The organism is Streptomyces sp. Je 1-4 4N24, assembly GCF_026239515.1.
Taxonomy (GTDB): Bacteria; Actinomycetota; Actinomycetes; order Streptomycetales; family Streptomycetaceae; genus Streptomyces; species Streptomyces nigrescens.
On the sequence record NZ_CP110836.1, the window covers coordinates 4,065,453 to 4,088,937 of the forward strand.

Consider the following 23,485-nt stretch of genomic DNA (forward strand, 5'->3'; position numbering starts at 1 on the left):
CGAAATGGCTTCAATAGCGCACTGAAACCCGAGGTTCTTAGCCTCCCGTCGGTGATGTGCCGCGTTTCTGCTGATGCACAAGGAGTTCCCCGATGAGTGGTCCGAAGGCCCAGGCGCAGTGGCAGGGAATGGAGCGGCACTTTGCCGCGCTGACGCTTCCCGAGCTCTTCGAGGACCAGGTGCGGCGAACTCCCGACGCGCCGGCGCTCGGCTGTGGTGACGAGCAGCTCACCTACCGGGAGTTGAACGCCCGCGCCAACCGGCTGGCCCGGCTGCTGGCGGAGCGGGGGGTCGGCCCCGAGCGGATCGTCGCGGTCCTGGTGCCGCGCTCACTCGAGCTCGTGGTGTCGCTGCTGGCGGTGGCGAAGACCGGTGCCGCCTATCTGCCGATGGACACCGACTACCCGGTGGACCGCGTCGCCTTCATGCTGTCCGACGCCCGTCCGGCCTGCCTGCTCACCACGGCCGGGGCCGGGGCCGGTGCGGCGGCGGAGGGTTTCGCCGGGCCGGCCGTGCTGCTGGACGACCCCGCCGTGGTGCAGGCGCTGTCCCGGGCCGGGGAGACGGACCTCGGTGACGGGGAGCGGATATCCCCGCTGCGTCCGGCGCACCCCGCCTACGTCATCTACACCTCGGGCTCGACCGGTGTGCCCAAGGCGGTGGTGATCGAGCACCGTGCGCTCGCCGACTATCTCGGCTGGTCGCGGCAGACGTACCCGAGCGCCCGCGGCACCTCGCTGTGGCACTCGTCGGTGTCCTTCGACATGACCGTCACCTCGCTGTGGGTGCCGCTGGTCACCGGCGGCCGGGTGCTGGCGGGCCCGCTGGAGGAGGACGCGTTCGGCGGTGCGCCGGAGTGCACCTTCCTCAAGGCCACCCCCAGCCATCTGCCGCTGCTCGATGTGCTCCCGGCGGGCTTCTCCCCCACCGAGGAGCTGATGCTGGGCGGTGAGGCGCTGATCGGTTCCGTTCTGGACGAGTGGCGGCGGCGTCACCCGGCGGCCACCGTGCTGAATGTGTACGGGCCGACCGAAGTGACCGTCAACGCGGCCGAGTTCCGTCTGGAGCCCGGTGAGCCGACCCCCGACGGTGTGCTGCCGCTGGGCCGGCTGATGGACAACGCGCGCGGATATGTCCTCGACGCGGCTCTGCGGCCGGTCGGGGAGGGCGTCGCGGGTGAGCTCTACATCGCTGGACCGGGGCTGGCGCGGGGTTATCTGGGGCGTCCTGGGCTGACGTCGGAGCGGTTCGTGGCCGATCCGTACGGTGCGCCGGGCAGCCGGATGTACCGGACGGGCGACCTGGCACGGTGGCGGACGGACGGTCAGCTGGAGTTCCTCGGCCGGACCGACCACCAGGTGAAGGTGCGCGGGCACCGGGTGGAGCTGGGGGAGATCGAGGCGGCGCTGATGCGGCATCCGCTGGTCTCCCGGACCGTGGTGCTGGTCCGCGAGGACCGCGAGGGTGACCAGCGGATCGTTGCCTATGTGACGGGTACCGGCGGCTCGGAAGCGCCCGATCCGGCGGTGCTGCGGGAGCTGGTCGGGGAGTCGCTGCCGGACTACATGGTTCCGTCGGCGGTGGTCGTGCTGGGGCAGTGGCCGCTGACGCCGAACGGCAAGGTGGACCGGGCTCAACTGCCCGTTCCTGACTATGCCTCCCAGGCGGAGAGCGGCGGGCGGGCGCCGCGTAACTCCGCCGAGGAAAGCCTCACCGTCCTCTTCGCCGACGTCCTGGGCCTGCCTGCCGTCACCATCGACGACAGCTTCTTCCACCTCGGTGGGCACTCCCTGCTCGCGACCCGTCTCATCAGCCGTATCCGCACCACGCTGCACGCCGAGATCAGCGTCCGCGCGCTCTTCGAGCACCCCACTGTCGCCGCGCTGGCTCCCCAGCTCGCCACCGCATCCACCACCCGCAGCCCCCTCACGCCCGTCACCCCACGCCCGCCGCACCTTCCGCTCTCCCCCGCCCAGCGCCGCCTCTGGTTCGCCTACCAGCTCGAAGGCCCCAGCCCCACGTACAACATCCCCCACGCCTTCCGGCTCAGCGGGCCGCTCGACCACGCCACCCTGGCCACCGCCCTGGCCGACCTCACCGACCGGCACGAGCCGCTCCGCACCCGTATCACCGAGCGCGACGGCGAGCCCCACCAGACCGTCTCCCCCGCCGGTCAGGCGCACCCCGGTCTCCCGCTCCTCGACACCACCGAGGAGCAGCTCCCCCACGACCTCGCCGGACAGGCCGCCCACGCCTTCGACCTCACCCGCGAGAACCCGTTCCGCGCCGCCCTGTTCCGTCTGGGTGAGCACGAGCACGTCCTGCTGCTGCTCACCCACCACATCGCCAGCGACGGCTGGTCCACGGCCCCGCTCCTCAAGGACCTCGGCGCCGCGTACACCGCACGCCACCAGGGCACGGCGCCCACCTGGCGGCCGCTCGCCGTCCAGTACGCCGACTACACCCTCTGGCAGCGGGAGATCCTGGGCGGCGAGGACGACCCGGAGACCCTGATATCCGGGCAACTGGACTTCTGGCGTGAGCAGTTGACGGGGCTGCCGGAGCTGCTGGAGCTGCCGCTCGACCGGCCCCGTCCCGCTGTCGCCAGCCATCGCGGCGCGAGCGTGCGCTTCGCCCTGGACGCCGAGCTGCACCAGGGGGTGGCGCGGCTGGCCCGGCAGTGTGATGTCACCGTTTTCATGGTCTTCCAGGCCGCGGTCGCCGCGTTGCTGTCGCGGCTCGGTGCGGGCACCGACATCCCCGTGGGCACCGCGGTCGCCGGACGCACGGATGACGCCCTCGACGACCTTGTCGGCTTCTTCGTCAACACGCTGGTGCTGCGCACCGATGTCTCCGGCGACCCGACCTTCCGCGAACTCCTCGCCCGGGTCCGGGACACCGACCTGGCCGCCTACGCCCACCAGGACGTGCCCTTCGAGCGGGTCGTCGAGGCGGTCAACCCGGCGCGCACGCTCTCGCACACCCCGCTGTTCCAGACGATGCTCACCTCGCAGAACATCCCGGACCACGGCCCGGCCACGGCCGGCCTCGACGCCGTGCCCGAGGAGGTGCCGCGGCGGACCGCGCGGTTCGACCTGTCCTTCCACACCTGGGAGCAGCAGGCCGCCGACGGCTCGTGGGCCGGGGTGGACGGGCTGCTGGAGTACGCCACCGACCTCTTCGACCAGGCCACGGCCGAGGCGCTGGTCGCCCGGCTGGTCCGGCTGCTCGGCGCGGCCGTCGCCGGACCCGATCTGCCGGTCGGGGAGCTGGAGTTGCTGACTTCCGCCGAGCGGAACCGGCTGCTGCACGCGTGGCAGGGTGAGCGGCGCGAGCTGTCCGGGCGGACGGTTCCGGAGCTGTTCGAGGAGCGGGCCGCGGATGTTCCGGAGGCCACCGCCGTCGTGCACGAGGGCAGTGCGCTGACCTACCGCGAGCTGAACGAGCGGGCAAACCGGCTGGCCCGGGTGCTGGCCGCCCGGGGCGTGGGGCCGGAGAGTTATGTCGCCGTGGCGATGCCGCGGTCGGTGGAGCTGGTGGTCGCGCTGATGGCCGTGCTGAAGGCCGGCGGCGCCTACCTGCCGCTGGACCCGTCCTATCCGGCGGACCGGCTCGGCTTCATGCTGGCGGACGTGGCGCCGGTGCTGGTGCTGACCGGGCGCGGGGTGGTCGAGGAGGTCCCGGCCCTCTGCCCGCTGCTGCGGCTCGACGAGCCCGCTACGGCCGCCGAGGTGGCGGCGCAGTCCGCCGCCGACCTCACCGACGCGGACCGGGGCGGCCCGCTGTCGCTGGACAACGCCGCCTTCGTGATCTTCACTTCGGGCTCCACGGGCCGCCCCAAGGGCGTCACGGTCCAGCACCGTTCCCTCGACGGCTATCTGTCCTGGACCCGGTCCGCCTACCCCGGCGTCGCGGGGACGGCGCTGGTGCACTCCCCGGTCGCCTTCGACCTCACGGCGACCGGTCTGTTCGCCCCGCTCACCTCGGGCGGCTGTGTGCAGCTGATCGAACTGGACGCGTCGAGCGCGGCGGCCGAGGGCCGGCAGAGCCCCAGCTTCGTCAAGGCGACCCCGAGCCATCTGCCGCTGCTGATCGAGCTGCCCGACGTGTTCTCCCCCGACGAACAGCTCGTGCTCGGCGGGGAATCGCTGATGGGCGAGGTGCTGGACGAGTGGCGGGGCCGGCACCCCGGGGCGACCGTGATCAACGAGTACGGTCCGACGGAGACCACCGTCGGCTGCTCGGAGTACCGGATCGAGCCGGGGGACACCGTCCCGGCGGGTGTGGTCACCATCGGCCGGCCCGTCTGGAACACCCAGATGTTCGTGCTGGACGCGCGGCTGCAGCCCGTCCCGGTGGGCAGCCCCGGTGAGCTGTACATCGCCGGAGACCTGGTGACGCGCGGCTATCACCGGCGGCCCGACCTGACCTCCACCCGCTTCGTCGCCAACCCCTTCGGGCCGCCCGGCAGCCGGATGTACCGGTCGGGTGACCTCGGCAGGTGGCGGGCGGACGGACAGCTGGAGTTCATCGCCCGCGTCGACGACCAGGTCAAGCTCCGGGGCTTCCGGATCGAGCTCGGCGAGATCGAGGGCGTTCTCGGCGCCCACCCCGAACTCGCCCAGGCCGCGGTGATCGTGCGGGAGGACCGGCCCGGCGACAAGCGGCTGGTCGGCTACGCGGTGCCCGCCCCCGGGTGCTCCCCGGACCCGGCGGAGCTGCGCCGGTACGCCGCCGGGCAGCTGCCCGACTACATGGTGCCGGTGGCCTTCGTCCTGCTCGACGAGCTGCCGCTGACCGTCAACCGGAAGCTGGACCGCAGGGCGCTGCCGGTGCCCGACTACGGATCGGCGCACGCCCCGGGCCGGGGGCCGCGCACCGCGCACGAGGAGATCCTGAGCGGTGCGTTCGCCGAGGTCCTGGGCCTGCCGCGGGTGGGCGTGGACGACAGCTTCTTCGATCTGGGCGGCCATTCGCTGCTGGCGACCCGGCTGATCGCCGGGCTGCGCGGCACGCTGGGCGTGGAACTGTCCATCCGGGCGGTGTTCGAGACGCCCACGGTGGCGGGGCTCGCGGCCCGGCTCGACGAGGCCGAGCGCGCCCGGCCCGCGCTGGTGGCGGCCGGCCGCCCGGAGCGGGTTCCGCTGTCGTTCGCCCAGCGGCGGCTGTGGTTCATCCACCGTCTCCAGGGCTCCAGCGTCACCTACAACATCCCCACCTGGATCCGGCTGACCGGTCCGCTGGACCACGACGCGCTGCGGGCCGCGGTCGCGGACGTGGTGGAGCGGCACGAGGTGCTGCGCACCGTCTACCCGGAGGAGGCCGGTGAGCCGTATCAGCAGGTCCTGCCGGCCGGTGAGCTCACCCCGGACGTGACCTTCGTCCCGGTGGCGGGGGAAGCCGAACTGACCGAGGCGCTCGCGCAGGCGGCCCTGCACCCCTTCGGGCTGGAGGGTGAACTCCCGCTGCAGGTCCGGGTGTTCTCGCTGAACGAGCAGGAGCATGTGCTGGCGGTGGTGATGCACCACATCGCGAGCGACGGCTGGTCCATGGCGCCGCTGGCCCGTGATCTGTCGGAGGCGTACGGCGCGCGCCTGGCGGGCGGGCGGCCCTCACGCGGTGCGCTGCCCGTCCAGTACGCCGACTACGCGCTGTGGCAGCGGGAGCTGCTGGGGTCACAGGACACCCCGGGCAGCGTGATCTCGCAGCAGCTGGCGTTCTGGGAACGTGAGCTGGCCGGCGCCCCCGAGCTGATCCAGCTGCCGCTGGACCGGCCCCGCCCCGCGGTGGCCAGTCACCACGGCGGCAGTGTGCAGCTGGAGCTGGATCCCGAGCTGCACCGTCAGCTGGTCGCGCTGGCCCAGAGCTCCGGCGCCACGCTGTTCATGGTGCTGCACGCGGCGATCGCCGCGCTGCTGTCGCGGCTCGGCGCCGGCACCGACATCCCGGTCGGTACCGCCGTGGCGGGCCGTACGGACCAGGCGCTGGACGACCTCGTCGGGTTCTTCATCAACACCCTGGTGCTGCGCACCGATCTGTCCGGGGACCCGACGTTCCGCGAGCTGCTGGCCCGTGCGCGCAAGACCGACCTGGCGGCCTACGCGCACCAGGACGTGCCCTTCGAGCGGGTCGTCGAGGCGGTCAACCCGGACCGGGTGCTGTCCCATTCACCGCTCGTCCAGGTCGTGACGACGCTCCAGAGCTACCAGCAGGGCGCCCTGGACTTCCCCGGTACGGAGGCGACCGCACCCAAGGTCACCAACGAGATCGCCAAGTTCGACCTGATCTTCTTCTGGGAGGAGCGGCAGGACGCGGACCTGGTCCCGGACGGAATCGGTCTCGAAGTGAAGTACGCGACCGACCTGTTCGACCACCGGACCGTCGTGAGCGTCGCGGACCGGCTGCTGCGGGTGCTGCGGGCGGCCGTCGCCGACCCGGACGGCACGGTCGGGCAGATCGAGATCCTCGCTCCGCAGGAGCGCGACCGGCTGCTCTCCGGCTCGAACGACACCACCCGCGGCGAGGCCGGGGCGACCCTGCCCGCGCTCTTCGAGGCACAGGTGGCCCAGGCTCCGGACGCTCCGGCGCTGGTCCACGGGGACCGTACCTACCGCTACGCGGAGGTGGCGGAGCGGGCGAACCGGCTGGCCCGGCTGCTGGTGCAGCAGGGCGTGGGCCCGGAGCGGGTGGTGGCGCTGGCGCTGCCGAAGTCGGCGGACCTGATCGTGGCCATGCTGGCCGTGGTCACGGCGGGCGGGGCCTATCTGCCCGTCGACCCGGAGTACCCCGCCGAGCGGATCGCCTACATGCTCGACGACTCCCGCCCCACCTGCCTGATCACCCTCACCGGCCTCCCCCTCCCCGAAACCGACTGCCCCCGCCTCCTGTTGGACGACCCCGTGGTCGTCGCCGACCTCAACGACGCGCCCACCACGCCCCTCGACGCCCGCGCCGAGCCCCGGCACCCCGCCTACGTCATCTACACCTCCGGCTCCACCGGCCGCCCCAAGGGCGTCGAGATCACCCACGCCGGAGTGGCCGACCTCTCCGCCGCCGCGCGGGAGAACTACCTCCTCGACGGCGACAGCCGGGTGCTCCAGCTCTCCTCGCCCAGCTTCGACGCCTCGGTGATCGAGCTGGTCATGGCGCTCACCACCGGCGCCGCCCTGGTGGTCCCGGACGGGCAGCCGCTGGCCGGCGAGGCGCTGGCCGAGGTCCTGCGGGACGCGCGGATCACCCATGCGCTGATCCCGCCGGCCACCCTGGCGACGCTCCCGGACGGTGAACTGCCGGATCTGCGCACCCTGGTGACCGGCGCCGACGCGGTGAGCGTCGAGCTGGCCGGCCGCTGGGCCACCCGGTACCGCATGATCAACTCGTACGGTCCGACGGAATCCACGGTCGCCGCCACGATGAGCCGCCCGCTGTCCGGCGAGGGCGTCCCGCCCATCGGCGCCCCGGTCCCCAACACCCGGGTGTATGTGCTGGACGCGGGGCTGCGGCCGGTGCCGGCCGGTATCCCCGGTGAGCTGTACCTCGCCGGGAACGGTCTCGCGCGCGGCTACCGCAACCGGGCCGCGCTGACCGCGGAGCGCTTCGTGGCGAACCCGTACGGTGCGCCCGGGGAGCGGATGTACCGCACCGGGGACCTGGTGCGCTGGCGCGCCGACGGCGAGCTGGAGTACGTCGGCCGGACGGACGCCCAGGTGAAGGTGCGCGGCTTCCGCATCGAACTCGGCGAGATCGAGGCGGTGCTCGACGCCCATCCGCGGGTCAAGCAGACGGTGGCGCTGGTCCGTGAGGACAGCCCCGGTGACAAGCGCATCGTGGCGTACACCGAGCTGCTCCCGGAGCTGTCCGGTCCGCTTCCCGCCGAGGATCTGCTGGAGCAGATCTCCGGCAGCCTGCCCCGGCACATGGTGCCCTCCGCGGTCGTCGTGGTGGAGCAGTGGCCGCTGATGCCGAACGGCAAGGTCGACCGCAAGGCACTGCCCGCTCCGGGCCGGCCGGCGCCGTCCGCCGGGCACCAGGCACCGCGGACACCGCGCGAGGAGACGCTCTGCACGCTCTACGCCGAGCTGCTCGGGCTGCCGGAGGTCGGCATCCACGACAGCTTCTTCCGGCTGGGCGGGCATTCCCTGCTGGCGACCAGGCTGATCAGCGGGGTCCGGGCCGCGCTCGGCGCCGAGGTCACCGTGCGGACGATCTTCGAGAATCCGACGGTCGCCCAGCTCGCGCAGCAGCTCGACGGCGCCCGCAAGGCCCGTCCTTCGCTCCGTTCCATGCGCCGCCGCCCGTCCTGAACCGCCGGTGGCGCAGTCCGCCCGGCCGGTCCCTTTCTGTTCAGTTCCCTGAGGAGTCCGCTTTGTTCCCCATGTCGTTCGCCCAGCGCCGGCTGTGGTTCGCGTTCCAGCTGGAGGGACCCAGCCCGACGTACAACTGCCCCCTGTACGTCCGCCTGGCGGGCGAGCTGAACCGGGACGCGCTGGTGGCGGCGGTCGCGGATGTGACCGGCCGGCACGAGGTGCTGCGGACCCGGTTCGCGGAGGAGGCCGGTGAGCCCTGCCAGGTGGTGCTGTCCCCCGAGGAGGGGCGCCCGGAGGTCCGGCTCGTGGAGCTGCCCGGGGAGGCGGCACTGACCGGGGCGCTGGCGGAGCAGGCGCGTTACTGCTTCGACCTCACCACCGAGGTTCCGCTGCGGGTCACGCTCTACCGGGTCTCGGAGCGGGAGCACGTCCTGCTGCTGCTGATGCACCACATCGCGGCCGACGGCTGGTCGATGGCGCCGCTGGCCCGTGACCTGTCGGAGGCTTACGCCGCCCGGTGCGCGGACGCCGGCCCGGAGTGGGAGCCGCTGCCGGTCCAGTACGCCGACTACGCGCTGTGGCAGCAGGACGTCCTGGGTTCCGAGGACGATCCGGAGAGCCTGCTGTCGGAGCAACTCGGCTACTGGCAGCAGCAGTTGGCGGGCGCCCCGGAGCTGCTCGAACTGCCGCTGGACCACCCGCGTCCGGCGGCGGCCAGTCATCAGGGCGCGACGGTGCGCTACACCGTGGACGCGGAACTCCACCAGCGGCTGGTGAAGCTGGCCCGCGACTGCGACGCCACGGTCTTCATGGTCGTCCAGGCCGGACTCGCGGTGCTGCTGTCGCGGCTCGGCGCCGGCACCGACATCCCGGTCGGTACCGCCGTGGCGGGCCGTACGGACGAGGCGCTGGACGATCTCGTCGGGTTCTTCGTCAACACCCTGGTGCTGCGCACCGATCTCTCCGGCGACCCGACCTTCCGGGAGCTCCTCGCCCGGGTCCGGGACACCGACCTGGCGGCCTACGCCCATCAGGACGTGCCCTTCGAGCGGGTCGTGGAGGCGGTCAACCCGGGCCGGTCGCTGTCCCACACCCCGCTGTTCCAGGTGCTGCTGACCCTGCAGAGCAATGCGGACAGCACCTTCTCCATCCCGGGCGTCGAGGCGTCCTTCGGCGATGTGGCGACCGGGGTCGCCAAGGTGGATCTCACCTTCTACCTGGAGGAGCGGTACACCCCGCGGCAGGCTCCTGCGGGCATGGTCGGCGAGATCCAGTACGCCGTCGATCTGTTCCGGGAGGAGAGCGCGCAGATCCTGGCGCAGCGTCTGGTCCGGGTGCTCGAAGCGGTGACCGCGGCCCCGGACCGCGCCGTGAGCCAGGCTCCGGTCCTTGACGCGGCCGAGCACCGGCAGCTGATCGTGGAGCGCAACGCGACCGGCCGCGCGGTCCCCCCGGCGACGATGCCGGAGCTCTTCGAGACCTGGGTGGCCAACGATCCGCAGGCGCCCGCCGTGGTGTTCGAGGACCTGGTGCTGAGCTATGCGGAGGTGGCGGAGCGGGCGAACCGGCTGGCCCGGCTGCTGGTGCAGCAGGGCGTGGGTCCGGAGCGGGTGGTGGCGCTCGCGGTGCCGCGCTCACCGGAGATGGTGGTGGCGGCGCTGGCGGTGCACAAGGCGGGCGGGGCGTATCTGCCCGTCGACCCGGAGTACCCCGCCGAGCGGATCGCCTACATGCTCGACGACGCCCGCCCCACCTGCCTGCTCACCCTCACCGGCGTCGCCCTCCCCGAAACCGGCTGCCCCCGCCTCCTGTTGGACGACCCCGCCGTCGTCGCCGCCCTGAACGAACAGCCCGCCACACCTCTCGCCCCCCGCGCCGGACTGCAGCACCCCGCCTATGTCATCTACACCTCCGGCTCCACCGGCCGCCCCAAGGGCGTCGAGGTCACCCATGCCGGAGTGGCGTCGCTGGCGGCCACCCACGCCGAGGCGTTCGCGGTGGGGCCCCGGTCCCGGGTGCTCCAGTTCGCCTCGCTGAGCTTCGACGCGGCGGCCTGGGAACTGATCATGGCGCTCACCACCGGCGCCGCGCTGGTGGTGGCACCCGCGCCCCGGCTGGCACCCGGCGAGCCACTGGCCCGGCTGCTGGCGGAACAGCGGGTCACCCATGCCACCCTGCCGCCCGCCGCCCTCGGTGTGATGGCGCCGGACAGCCTGCCGGCCGGCATGACCCTGGTGGTCGCGGGCGAGGCCTGCGCCCCGGAGCTGGTCGGCCGCTGGTCGGCCGGGCGACGGATGGTGAACGCCTACGGCCCCACCGAGGCCACGGTCTGCGCCACCATGAGCGAACCGCTGTCGGGCGCCCAGGTGCCGCCGATCGGCGGCCCGATCCTCAATGCGCGCGTCTACGTCCTGGACGCGTCGCTGCGTCCGGTGCCCGCGGGGGTCGCGGGCGAGCTGTACGTCACGGGCCCGGGGCTGGCGCGGGGCTATCTGGGGCGGCCGGGGCTGACGTCGGAGCGGTTCGTCGCCGATCCGTACGGCGCCCCGGGCAGCCGGATGTACCGCACGGGCGACCTGGCACGGTGGCGGCCGGACGGTCAGCTGGAGTTCCTCGGCCGGACCGACCACCAGGTGAAGATCCGCGGCTTCCGTATCGAACTCGGCGAGATCGAGGCGGCGATCGGCGCCACCGGTCTGGTGGCCGAGGCACTGGTCACGGTGCATGACGCCGCGGCCACCGGGCGCCGGCTGGTCGCCTATGTGACGGGGGTGGGGGATGCGGAAACACCCGACCCGGCGGCTCTGCGGGAGCTGCTCGGCGCATCACTGCCGGACTACATGGTTCCGTCGGCCGTGGTCGTGCTGGAGCAGTGGCCGCTGACCCCGAACGGCAAGGTGGACCGGGACCGACTGCCCGCGCCCGACTACGCCTCGGAGAGCGAAGGCCGGGCACCCCGCAACGCCACCGAGGAAACCCTCACCGCCCTCTTCGCCGACGTCCTCGGCCTGCCCGCCGTCACCATCGACGACAGCTTCTTCCACCTCGGCGGACACTCCCTGCTCGCCACCCGCCTCATCAGCCGTATCCGCACCACCCTGCACGCCGAAATCCCGCTCCGCGCGCTCTTCGAGCACCCCACCGTCGCCGAACTCGCGCCCCGCCTCACCACCGCACACACGACACGCACCCCGCTCACCGCCACCACCCCGCGCCCCGCACACCTCCCGCTCTCCCCCGCCCAGCGCCGCCTCTGGTTCGCCTACCAGCTCGAAGGCCCCAGCCCCACCTACAACATCCCCCACGCCCTGCGGCTCACCGGGCCGCTCGACCACCCCGCCCTCGCCGAGGCCCTCGCCGACCTCACCGAGCGCCACGAAACCCTGCGCACCCGCATCACCGAGCACGAGGGCGAGCCCCACCAGACCGTCCTCCCCGCCGACCAGGCGCGCCCCGGCCTCCCGCTCGTGAACACCGCCGAGGACCAACTCGCCCACCTCCTCGCCGAAGAGGCCACCCACCCCTTCGACCTCACCCACGAAAACCCCCTGCGCGCCACCCTCTACCGCCTGGGCGAGCACGAGCACGTCCTGCTGCTCCTCATGCACCACATCGCCGGCGACGGCTGGTCCATCGCCCCGCTCCTCAAGGACCTCGCCACCGCCTACACCGCACGCCACCAGGGCACGTCACCCACCTGGCAGCCGCTCACCGTCCAGTACGCCGACTACACCCTCTGGCAGCGGGAGCTCCTGGGTTCCGAGGATGACCCGGAGAGCCTGATATCCAGCCAACTGGACTACTGGCGCGAGCAGTTGGCGGGCGCTCCGGAGCTTCTGGAGCTGCCGCTGGACCACTCCCGCCCCGCCGTCGCCTCCCACCGGGGCAGCACGGTCGAGCTGACCGTCGACGCCGAGGTCCACCAGGGGCTGGTCGCGCTCGCGCAGGCCACGGACTCCACGCTGTTCATGGTGCTGCACACGGCGGTCGCCGCCCTGCTGTCCCGGCTCGGCGCGGGCACCGACATCCCCGTCGGCACCGCCGTCGCCGGACGCACCGACGACGCCCTCGACGACCTCGTCGGCCTGTTCATCAACACGCTGGTGCTGCGCACCGATGTCTCCGGCGACCCGACCTTCCGCGAGCTGCTCGCCCGGGTCCGGGACACCGACCTGGCCGCCTACGCCCACCAGGACGTGCCCTTCGAGCGCGTCGTCGAGGCGGCGCAGGTCTCCCGGGTGCTCTCGCACATCCCGCTGGCCCAGGTGATGCTGCACCTCCAGAACAACGCGGACGCACCGGTCGGCCTGCACGACGGGGTACGGATGACGACCGAGCCGACCACGCTGGAGGCGGCCAAGTCCGATCTGTCCTTCGGGCTGCGGGAGCGGTTCACCGAGGCCGGTGAACCCGCGGGCCTGACCGGCTCCCTGGAGTACGCCGAGGATCTCTTCGCGCGTGAGGGGGCGCGGGACCTCGCCGAGCGGCTGGTACGGATGCTGGCAGCCGCCGCGGCTGCACCGGACCGCGCCGTGAGTGAGGCCGACCTGCTGGCGCCCGGTGAGCGGCACCGGCTGCTGGTGGAGTGGAACGGTGCCGCCGGCGAGGCGGCCCCGGCGTCGCTTCCGCAGCTGTTCGAGGCCCAGGTGGCACGCACGCCCGACGCCGTGGCGGTGGTGTACGAGGGGGCCTCGCTGACCTACGGCGAGCTCAATGCGCGGGCGAACCGGCTGGCCCGGCTGCTGGTGGCGCACGGCGCCGGTCCGGAGCGCTTCGTGGCGCTCGCGCTGCCGCGGACCGCCGACCTGGTCGTGGCGCTGCTGGCGGTGGTGAAGTCCGGGGCGGCGTATGTGCCGGTGGACCCGTCCTACCCGGTGGACCGGACCTCCTACATGCTCGCCGACGCCGGCCCCGAGCTGCTGGTGAGCACCGCCGAGGCCGCCGCCGGGCTGCCGGAATCCCGGCCCCGGACGCTGCTGCTGGACGACCCCGGCACCGTCCGTGCGCTGGCGGAGTACGACACCGGCGACCTGAGCGACGAGGACCGCGGCGGCCCCCTGTCGCCCACGAACGCCGCGTATGTCATCTACACCTCGGGATCGACGGGCCGCCCCAAGGGCGTCGTCGTCCCGCACCGCAATGTCGCGCGGCTGTTCGCGGCGACCGAGGAGTGGTTCGGCTTCGGCCCGGACGACGTGTGGACGCTGTTCCACTCCTACGCCTTCGACTTCTCGGTGTGGGAGCTGTGGGGGCCGCTGCTGTACGGCGGCCGGCTGGTCGTGGTGCCGTACGCGGTGAGCCGTTCCCCGGAGGACTTCCTGCGGCTGCTGGCAACCGAGCGGGTGACGGTCCTCAACCAGACGCCGTCGGCGTTCTACCAGCTGATGCAGGCCGACGCGGAACACCCCGAACTCGGCCGCCAACTGGCGCTGCGCCGCGTGGTGTTCGGCGGGGAGGCGCTGGATCTGGGCCGGATGGCCGAGTGGTACCGCCGCCACGGGGACACCGCCCCGGTCCTGGTGAACATGTACGGGATCACCGAGACCACCGTGCACGTCAGCTATCTGCCGCTGGACGAGCGGGCGGTGGCCGGGCAGACCCGCAGCCTGATCGGCCGGGGCATCCCGGATCTGCGGGTCTATGTGCTGGGCGACCGGCTGGAGCTGCTGCCGCCCAACGTGCCCGGTGAGATGTATGTGGCGGGTGCCGGACTGGCCCGCGGCTATCTGCACCGGTCCGCCCTCAGCGCCGAGCGGTTCGTGGCCGATCCGTTCGGCCCGCCGGGCGCCCGGATGTACCGCACCGGTGACGTGGCACGCTGGACGGCCGACGGGCAGCTCGACTACCTCGGACGGGCCGACGACCAGGTGAAGGTGCGCGGTTTCCGCATCGAACTCGGCGAGATCGAGGCGGCCTTCGAGTCCCACGCGGCGGTGGCGCAGGCCCGGGTCGTCGTCCGGGAGGACGGGCCCGGTGAGAAGCGGCTGGTCGCCTACGTGGTCCCGGAGGCCGGGCCGGGCGGGCTCCCCGCCGCGGGCGTGCTGCGGGCGCATGTGTCCGGTTCGCTGCCGGACTACATGGTCCCGGCCGCCGTCGTCGCCCTGGACGCCCTGCCGCTGACGGCCAACGGCAAGCTCGACCACAAGGCGCTGCCCGCGCCCGAGTACACCAGCGGCACCGGCGGGCGGGCCCCGCGCACCGCCCGTGAGGAGACCCTGTGCCGGGTCTTCGCGGAGGTGCTCACCCTGACGAAGGTCGGGATCGACGACAGCTTCTTCGAGCTCGGCGGGGACAGCATCAGCTCCATCCGGCTGGTCTCCCAGGCGCGGGCCGCGGGGCTGGACGTGACGGTCCGGCAGGTCTTCCAGTGCCGTACGGTCGCCGCGCTCGCCGCCGTCGCCACCGAGATCACCGGGGACACCGCGCCGCGCCCGGCGGACGACGGAGTGGGCGACTTCCCCCTGACGCCGATCATGCACTGGCTGTACGGGCAGGACGGGCCCACGGACGGCTTCAACCAGTCGGTGACGGTCCGGGTCCCGGCCGGACTCGGGGAGCGGCGGCTCACCGACGCCGTACAGAGCTGGCTCGACCACCACGACGTCCTGCGGCTGCGGATGGCACGGACCGGGGACGGCGCGCCCCGGCCGGTGACCGGCGCGCCCGGGTCCGTGCCCGCGGACTCCGTCGTGCACCGGGTGGAGATCGCCGGACTGCCGGACGGCGAACGGGACCTGGCGCTCGCCGAGCACGGGGAGAAGGCCCGGCTGCGGCTCTCCCCGCACGACGGCTCCGTGGTCCAGCTCGTCTGGTACGACGCCGGGGACACGGCACCGGGACTGCTCCAGATCCTGATCCACCACCTCGCGGTGGACGGCGTCTCCTGGCGCATCCTGCTGCCCGATCTGCGGACGGCCTGGGAGGCCGCGGCGGACGGCCGGACCCCGGCGTTCGCCGAGGTGCGCACCTCGTTCCGCCAGTGGGCCCAGCGGCTGGCCGAGAGCGCGCAGGAGGCCCGCTGGGAGGACGGCCTCGCGCAGTGGACATCGGTGCTGAGCGACCCATCGGCCGCCGGCCCGCTGCCCGGCGTACGGCCGCTGGACCCGCGGACCGACACGGCGGAGACCGTGCGCCATCTGACGCTCGGCCTGCCGCCTGCGCGCCTCGAACCGCTGCTGACGACGGTCCCGGCGGCCTTCCACGCGAACGTGAACGACGTCCTGCTGACCGGCTTCGCCCTCGCCGTCCTGGAGTGGCGACGCCGGCGCGGAGACCACTCGGCGACGGGCGTCCTGGTCGACCTGGAGGGCCACGGCCGCGAGGACATCGTCGAGGGCGCGGACCTGTCCGCCACCGTCGGCTGGTTCACCAGCCTCTACCCGGCGCTGCTGGCCCCCGCTCCCCTCGACCGGTCGGAGCTGCGGGCGGGCGGCCCCGGTGTGGGAGCCGCGCTGAAGGCGGTCAAGGAGCAGCTGCGGGCGCTGCCGGGCAACGGGGTCTCGTACGGCATGCTCCGCTATCTCAACCCGCGCACCGCACCGCGGCTCGCCGAACTCCCCACCCCGCAGCTCGGGTTCAACTACCTGGGCCGGTTCACCGCGGCGGGCGGGACCGACGGCGGGCTGTGGACCATGGCGAACGGTCTGCCCTCCCCCGCCCCGCGCGACGCCGGGGCCGCGGTCCCGCACGCGCTGGAGGTCAACGCGATCACCGAGGACCTGCCCGGCGGCCCGCGGCTGAACGCCACCTGGTCCTGGCCGGCCGGTCTCCTCCCGGAGCCGGACGTACGAGAACTCGCCGAGCTCTGGTTCGAGGCGCTGGACGCCCTGGTCGTCCACACCGCCGGCACCGAAACCGGCGGCCACACACCCTCCGATCTCTCCCTCGGGCTCTCCCAGGACGAGATCGACGCACTTGAAGCAGAACTGGGGATGCTCTGAATGAAAAAGCAGTCCGCGCTGGAAGACGTCCTTCCGCTGACGCCTCTCCAGGAAGGCATGTTCTTCCACTCCTGGTACGACGACGAGGCGGTCGACGTCTACGGCGTCCAGATGGTCCTCGCCCTCGACGGACCGCTGCGCCCGGACCTGCTCAAGGCATCGGTGGCGGCGCTCCTGAAGCGGCACCCCAACCTGCGGGCGGGCTTCCGGCAGCGGGCCAACGGACAGCCGTTCCAGGTGATCCACCGCGAGGTGCCGCTCCCCTGGGAGGAACTCGACCTGGCGGCCTCGGACGACGCCCCGCGGCGGCTGGCGGAGTTCCTCACCGCCGACCGCGCCCGCCGTTTCCCGCTCGACCGCCCGCCGCTGATGCGGTTCACCCTGGTGCGGCTCGGGCCCGGCCGGCACCGGCTGGTGATCTCCAACCACCATCTGCTGCTGGACGGCTGGTCCACCCCGATCCTCGTACGGGAGCTGTTCACCCTGTACGAGCACGGGGGCGCCGACCGGGCCCTGCCGCCGGTCGTGCCGCACCGGACCTACTTCAGCTGGCTGGCCGCCCAGGACGACGCCGGGTGCGAGCGGGCGTGGCAGCAGGCGCTCGACGCCCTGCCCGGTCCCTCGCTGGTGGCGCCCGCCGACCCGGGCCGGGCGCCCGTCGCGCCGGAGCGGGTGGTGGCCGCGTTCCCCGAGGGCTTCGGCGGTGACCTCGACCGCTTCGCCCGGCAGCGCGGGCTGACCGTGAACACCCTGGTCCAGGGCGCCTGGGCGGTGGTCCTCGGCCGGCTCACCGGCCGCGACGACGTGGTCTTCGGGACCCTGGTCTCCGGCCGTCCGCCGGAGGTCGCCGGGATCGAGACGATGGTGGGGATGTTCATCAACACCGTCCCGGTCCGGGTACGGCTCGCCCCGGACGCCCCGGTGGCGGACAGCCTCGCACGGCTCCAGGACGAACAGACCGCGCTGCTCAGCCGGCACCACCTCAGCCTCGCGCGCATCCAGCGCCTGGCCGGGACCGGCGATCTCTTCGACACCTTCATGGTGTTCGAGAACGCCCCCGGGGACGACGGCACCCGGCCCTCGTACGCGGGGGTGCGGGTCGAGGTCGTCGAGGGCCATGACTCCGCGCACTACCCGCTGCGGGTGGTCGCCGGTCTCACCGGACAGCGGCTGCAGGTCGAGCTCGAATACCGTCCCGACCTCTTCGACCGGGACGAGGCCGAGGCCGTACTCGGCGCGCTGGAAGGCGTACTGGCCCAGATCCTCGCCGGTCCCGGCCACCCCGTGGCCGACCTCGGGTGCCCGCTGCCGGCCGCCTTCCGGCGCCTGGACTCCGGCGCCCCGGCCCCGGAGACCGGCCCCGCGGACGAGGCCGAGGCGCTGCCCCCGGTCGCCAGGACGGCGTACTCGGCCACCGAGGACATCCTCCGCGGGCTCTTCGAGAGCGTGCTGGGCCGCCCGTGCCCGGGTGTCGACGACAGCTTCTTCACGCTCGGCGGGCAGTCGCTCACCGCGATCCGGCTGCTCAGCCGGATCCGCGCCGCCTTCGGGGTGGAGCTGCCGGTGCGGTCCGTCTTCGAGTCGCCGACCGTGGCCGGGCTGGCCGCACGGCTGGCGCAGGCGGACACCACGCGCCCGGCCCTGGTGCGGGCCGCGCGCCCGGAGCGGCTGCCGATGTCGTACGCCCAGCGCGGTCTGTGGTTCGCCTTCCAGCTGGAGGGCCCGAGTCCGACGTACAACATCCCGCTGCCGCTGCGCCTGCGCGGCGCGCTGGACCGGGACGCGCTGCGGGCCGCCGTGGGGGACGTGGTCGAGCGGCATGAGTCGCTGCGCACCCGGTTCGCGAACGTGGACGGCGAGCCGTGCCAGGTGGTGCTCCCCGCCGAGGAGGCCCGCCCGGAGCTGGAGTTCGTCGCGCTCGACGGCGAGGAGCGGCTGGCCGCCGCTCTGGCCGAGCGGACCGGGCATGGATTCGACCTGGCCGGGGAGCTCCCGCTGCGGGTGACGCTGCTGCGGATCTCGGACCGTGAGCATGTGCTGCTGCTCCTCATGCACCACATCGCGAGCGACGGTTCCTCGCTGGCGCCGCTGGTCCGGGACCTCTCCGTGGCGTACGGGGCGCGGCAGCGGGGCGGCGCGCCCCGGTGGCAGCCGCTGCCGGTGCAGTACGCCGACTATGCGCTGTGGCAGCGTGAGCTGCTGGGCTCCGAGGACGACCCGGAGAGCGTCCTGGCGCAGCAACTCGCTTACTGGCGCGAGCAGTTGGCGGGCGCCCCGGAGCTGCTGGACCTGCCGCTGGACCGTCCCCGCCCGGCGGTCGCCAGTCACCGGGGCACGACGGCGCCGTTCACCCTGGACGCCGCGACGCACGAGCGGCTCGTCGAGCTGGCCCGCCGGTCCGACGCCACGGTCTTCATGGTGCTCCAGGCCGGACTCGCCCTGCTGCTGTCGCGGCTCGGCGCGGGCAGCGACATCCCGGTCAGCACCGTGGTGGCGGGGCGCACCGACGAGGCGCTGGAGGAGCTGGTCGGCTACTTCGTCAACAACCTCGTGCTGCGCACCGATGTGTCGGGCGATCCGACCTTCCTGGAGCTGCTGGGGCGCATCCGCGAGATCGACCTGGCCGCGTACGCGCACCAGGACGTGCCCTTCGAGCGGGTCGTCGAGGCGGTCAACCCCACCCGCACGCTGTCCCACGCACCGCTCGCCCAGGTGGCGCTCATCCTCCAGAACACCGGCAGCGCCACGCTGGAACTGCCGGGCCTCGCCGTCTCCTTCGAGGGGGAGGCCGAAGGGGCCGCCAAGGTCGACCTCGCGTTCAACCTGAGCGAGTCCCGTACGGCCGAGGGCCGCCCGGCGGGTATCGGCGGCATGCTCGAATTCGCCGAGGACCTCTTCGACCCGGCGACCGCGCGGCTGATCACCGAACGTCTGGTGCGGGTGCTGGCTCATGCCTCGGCCACCCCCGAGCTGCCGGTCAGCCGTCTGGAGGTGCTCTCCGCCGAGGAGCGTGCCGCACTGCTCCAGGACGGGCCGCACCGTCGCCCCGCCCCGCCGGCGGCCACCTTCCCCGAGCTGTTCGAGCGCCAGGTGCGCCGCGCCCCGGACCGCCCCGCGCTGGAGGCGGACGGCGTGCTGAGCTACGCGGAACTCAACGCGCGGGCCAACCGGCTGGCGCGGCTGCTCATCGCGCGCGGCGCGGGTCCCGAGCGCGCGGTCGCGGTCGCGCTGCCGCCGTCCGGGCACCTGGTGGAGGCCGTCCTCGCCGTACAGAAGGCCGGTGCGGTCTATCTGCCGCTGGACCCGGGCTATCCCGCGGAGCGGCTGGCCGCGATGGTGGCGGACGCCGGTCCCGTCCTGCTGCTGACCACGGCGCCGCTCGCCGGGCGGCTGCCGGAGACCGGTGCGGTGCCGGTGCTGCTGGTGGACGGCGCCGAGGTCGTCGCCGCGTGCGGGGAGCTGTCCGGCGCGGACCTCGTGGACGCGGAGCGGACCGCACCGCTGCGGCTCGACCACCCGGCGTACACCATCTTCACCTCCGGCACCACGGGCCGCCCCAAGGGCGTCGTGGTCACCCACACCGGCCTGGCCGCGTTCGCCGCCAACCAGGCCGCGCACTACGGCGTCGAGGAGGGCAGTCGGGCGCTGCAGCTCGCCTCGCCCAGCTTCGACGTCTCGGTGGCGGAGCTCTTCTGGTCGCTGCTGTGCGGCGGGTGCCTGGTCGTGCCGGAGGGCACGCCCACGGGCGCCGAGCTGGTCGGGGTCCTCAGGGAGCGCCGGATCAGCCATCTGATGATCCCGCCGTCGGTCCTGGCCGAAGTGCCCCGGGCCGACCTGCCGGAGCTGCGCGTGATGATCACCGGCGCCGAGGTGCTGCCCGGGGAGCTGGCCGCGTTCTGGGGCCGTGACCGGATGCTGATCAACGCGTACGGCCCCACCGAAGCCACCTGCGACGTGAGCTTCGCGATGCGCGGCCCGCGGACCGCGAACGGGACGGCGGACGGGGCGGCGGTCATCGGGCGTCCGATCGACGGCGCCCGGGTGTATCTGCTCGACCCGGCCCTGCAGCCGGTCCCGGCCGGTGTGGTCGGCGAGTTGTACGTCTCCGGCACCGGCGTGGCCCGCGGCTATCTGCACCAGCCGGCGGTGACCGCGGACCGCTTCGTCGCCGACCCGTTCGGCGCCCCCGGGTCCCGGATGTACCGCACCGGTGACCTGGCCTACTGGGACGGCGAGGGGCAGCTCCGGTTCTGCGGCCGGGCCGACAGCCAGGTCAAGGTGCGCGGCTTCCGTATCGAACTCGGCGAGGTGCAGGCCGCGGTGAGCCGGTGCGCCGGGGTGGGCCGCGCCGTGGTGACGGTCCGCGAGGACCGGCCCGGCGACCGCCGTCTGGTGGCGTACGTCCAGCAGGCGCCGGACGAGCCGCCGTTGAGCCCGGCGGCGGTACGCGACGAGACCGCCGCGCTGCTGCCGTCGTACATGACGCCCTCGGCGTTCGTCGTCGTCGACAGCTGGCCGCTGACGCCCAACGGCAAGCTCGACCACCGGGCGCTGCCGGCGCCCGCCCCGGTCACCGGGCAGCACACCCGGCCGCCGGCCTCCCCGCAGGAGGAGCTGCTGTGCCGGCTCTTCGCGGAGGTCCTGGGCGCCGAACAGGTCGGCGTGGACGACAACTTCTTCGAGCTGGGCGGGCATTCGCTGCTGGCCACCCGGCTGGTGAGCCGGCTCACGGCGCTCCTGGGAGGCGCCCCGGCGCTGCGGGACGTCTTCGCCGCGCCGACCCCGGCCCGGCTCGCCGCCCAGCTCGACGGCGGCGGCAGCAGCGCGTTCGAGGTGATGCTGCCGCTGCGCACGGCGGGCAGCACGGCGCCGCTGTTCTGTGTGCACCCGGTCGCCGGATTCAGCTGGCGCTACTCGGCGCTGCTCGGCGCGCTGAGCAGCGACCATCCGGTGTACGCGCTGCAGTCCCGGGGCCTGGACGGCACGGAGCCGCCCGCCCGCTCCCTCGACGAGATGGCCGAGGACTACATCCGCGAGATCCGCCGGGTGCAGCCCGAGGGCCCGTACCACCTGCTGGGCTGGTCGCTCGGCGGGATCATGGCGCATGCAGTGGCCACCGCGCTCCAGGCGCAGGGCCAGGAAGTGGCGCTGCTCGCCGTGCTCGACGCCTACCCGGCGGCGGTCGACGGACCCGGCACGGGCGGGCCCGAGGAGATCCTCACGCAGATGTACGAGGGCTACGCCGGGATCTACGGCCTGCCCGAGGGCGCCTCGCCGGACCTGCCGGCCACCGAGGTGATGCGGGCCCGGATCACCGACTGGCTGGGCCGCGGCGAGAGCGAGCTGCGCCATCTCGACGACGGGCAGCGGGCGGTGGCGCTGGACATCATGGTGAACAACGTGGCGCTCACCAACGCGCGCCGGCCCGACCGGTTCCGCGGCACGATGCTGCTGGTGGTGGCCACCCGCAAGCAGCAGGAGTGGACCAGCCCGCAGGCGTGGAAGGAGTTCCTCGACGGCGAGCTGGACATCCACGAGGTGGACTGTGAGCACGCCAAGATGCTGGAGCCGGAACCGGCCGCCGACATCTGCGCCGTCCTCGCACCGCGGATCGCCGGGCCGGGGAGCGCCGGGCCGGGGAGCGCCACGGCCGGCGCGGCGCCGGGGAGCGCCCGATGACCACCTCGGTGCTCCCCGCCGCGGGAGTCCTCGGCGTCCTGGGCGGGATGGGCCCGCTGGCCTCGGCCGAGTTCCTCAGGACGCTGTACGCGGGTGAGTGGCACGGGCCGGAACAGTCCCGTCCGCGGGTGCTGCTGGACTCCGACCCGGCCTTCCCCGACCGCACCGAGGCCATCCGGCAGGGCAGGGCGCGGGAGATGACCGAGCGGCTGGAGGACCGGCTGTCCCAGCTGCTGGAGCGGGGCGCCGACCAGGTGGTCGTGGTGTGCTTCACCGCGCACCACTTCCTCCCGCTGGTCGATCCGGTGCTGCGCGGGCGGGTGGTGTCCCTGGTGGAGACCACGGCGGCCGAACTGGCCGGTGCCACCGGCCGGTTCCTGATGCTGTCCACGGACGGCAGCCGCCGGGCGCGGATCTTCGAGTCGCAGCCCGGCTGGGACACCGTCGCCCACCGGGTGGTGCGCCCCGGCGAGGACGATCAGGCCCGGGTCCACCGCCTCATCTACCGGATGAAGCGCCACGGTCCGCTGCCGCACGAGGCGCTGCCGGAAGTGGAGCGCCTCATGCAGCGCCACGACTGCACGGGCGTCGTGCTCGGCTGCACCGAGTTCCACCTGGTCTCAAGGGACCTGACGGAACGCTACGGCCCGGACCGGACGGTGGACGCCCTGCGCACCCTCGCCGTCCGCTTCTCGGCGGGTCTGCCGGCCCCTCAGCGGCTGGTGAGCAGCCTGCCCACCTCGGCCACGAGATAAGGGGCCTGCTGCAGCAGGTAGAAGTGGTCACCGGACAGGATCCGCAGCCCGAAGTCCCCGTCCGTCACCTCCGACCAGGCCCGCATGTCCGCCTCGTGGACATGCGGGTCCCGGTCGCCGAGCAGGGCGGTCACCGGCGCCCCGAGCCGGGGCAGCGGATCGGCCGGCCGGTAGTCGTCGATCAGCCGGTAGTCGGAGCGGATGGCGGGCAGCAGCAGCTCCCGCAGGTCGGGGTGGTCCAGGGCGGCGGAGAACGTACCGCCGAGCTCCATGACGTCACGCACCAGCACCTCGTCGCTCTCCCGCGAGAGCCCGGTGGGCCGCAGCCGGGACGGTGCGCTGCGGCTGGAGACCAGCAGTCCGCTCAGCACGCGCCCGTGACGCCGCTCGATCCGCATCGCCACCTCGTGTGCGACGGACGCGCCCATGCTGTGCCCGAAGAAGGCCAGCGGCCGGTCCAGGGCGGGCACCAGCTCCTCGGCGATCCGGTCGGCCAGCTCGTCCATCGTCTCGACGGAGGGCAGCGCTATCCGGTCCTCCCGGCCGGGATAACAGACCGCGGCCACCTCGATGTCCGCCGGCAGCCACTGCGGCCAGTCGCGGAAGAAGCTGGCAGCGCCGCCGGCGTGCGGAAAGCAGACCAGCCGCAGCCGGGGGTCCGTCACGGGCCGGGGACGGCGGAACCACTCCTGGTCAAGGGCGCGGTGCGGCCCCCTCGCGGCACGGGAAACAGTCATGTTCAACCCTTCGGGGAGATACGGCACAGGGGAGGTACGACCGGGGCCGGACTCGGCCGGGAACGGTA

General features: G+C 73.4%; 5 protein-coding genes. 4 read left to right on the forward strand and 1 reads right to left on the reverse strand.

Features of this window, described 5'->3' with window-relative positions:
• Positions 1-92 precede the first annotated feature (92 nt).
• From SLV14N_RS17505 to SLV14N_RS17520, 4 genes are all read left to right on the forward strand, one after another.
• A complete protein-coding gene (locus tag SLV14N_RS17505; RefSeq protein WP_263270032.1) occupies positions 93-8,303 on the forward strand; it encodes a non-ribosomal peptide synthetase in 8,211 nt (2,736 codons plus the stop codon).
• 71 nt (positions 8,304-8,374) lie between these two features.
• Positions 8,375-16,246, forward strand: coding sequence for a non-ribosomal peptide synthetase (locus tag SLV14N_RS17510; RefSeq protein WP_263273199.1), 7,872 nt, complete (start codon positions 8,375-8,377; stop codon positions 16,244-16,246).
• Entirely contained in the window at positions 16,247-21,925 is a 5,679-nt protein-coding gene (locus SLV14N_RS17515; protein ID WP_263270034.1) for a non-ribosomal peptide synthetase, read from the forward strand.
• Complete coding sequence (locus SLV14N_RS17520) at positions 21,922-22,680, forward strand: aspartate/glutamate racemase family protein (RefSeq protein WP_263270035.1); 759 nt, start codon at positions 21,922-21,924, stop codon at positions 22,678-22,680. The genes SLV14N_RS17515 and SLV14N_RS17520 overlap by 4 nt, the downstream gene beginning before the upstream one ends.
• On the opposite strand, the gene SLV14N_RS17525 is transcribed toward SLV14N_RS17520, so the two are convergent.
• Positions 22,638-23,417, reverse strand: coding sequence for a thioesterase II family protein (locus SLV14N_RS17525; RefSeq protein ID WP_208681897.1), 780 nt, complete (start codon positions 23,415-23,417; stop codon positions 22,638-22,640). The genes SLV14N_RS17520 and SLV14N_RS17525 overlap by 43 nt on opposite strands.
• Between the last annotated feature and the right edge of the window lie 68 nt (positions 23,418-23,485).

Excerpts from the sequence above, each read along its gene's own strand:
- SLV14N_RS17505 (WP_263270032.1), top strand. The coding sequence starts at position 93 with ATGAGTGGTCCGAAGGCCCAGGCGCAGTGGCAGGGAATGGAGCGGCAC.
- SLV14N_RS17510 (WP_263273199.1), top strand. The coding sequence starts at position 8,375 with ATGTCGTTCGCCCAGCGCCGGCTGTGGTTCGCGTTCCAGCTGGAGGGA.
- SLV14N_RS17515 (WP_263270034.1), top strand. The coding sequence starts at position 16,247 with ATGAAAAAGCAGTCCGCGCTGGAAGACGTCCTTCCGCTGACGCCTCTC.
- SLV14N_RS17520 (WP_263270035.1), top strand. The coding sequence starts at position 21,922 with ATGACCACCTCGGTGCTCCCCGCCGCGGGAGTCCTCGGCGTCCTGGGC.
- SLV14N_RS17525 (WP_208681897.1), bottom strand. The coding sequence starts at position 23,417 with ATGACTGTTTCCCGTGCCGCGAGGGGGCCGCACCGCGCCCTTGACCAG.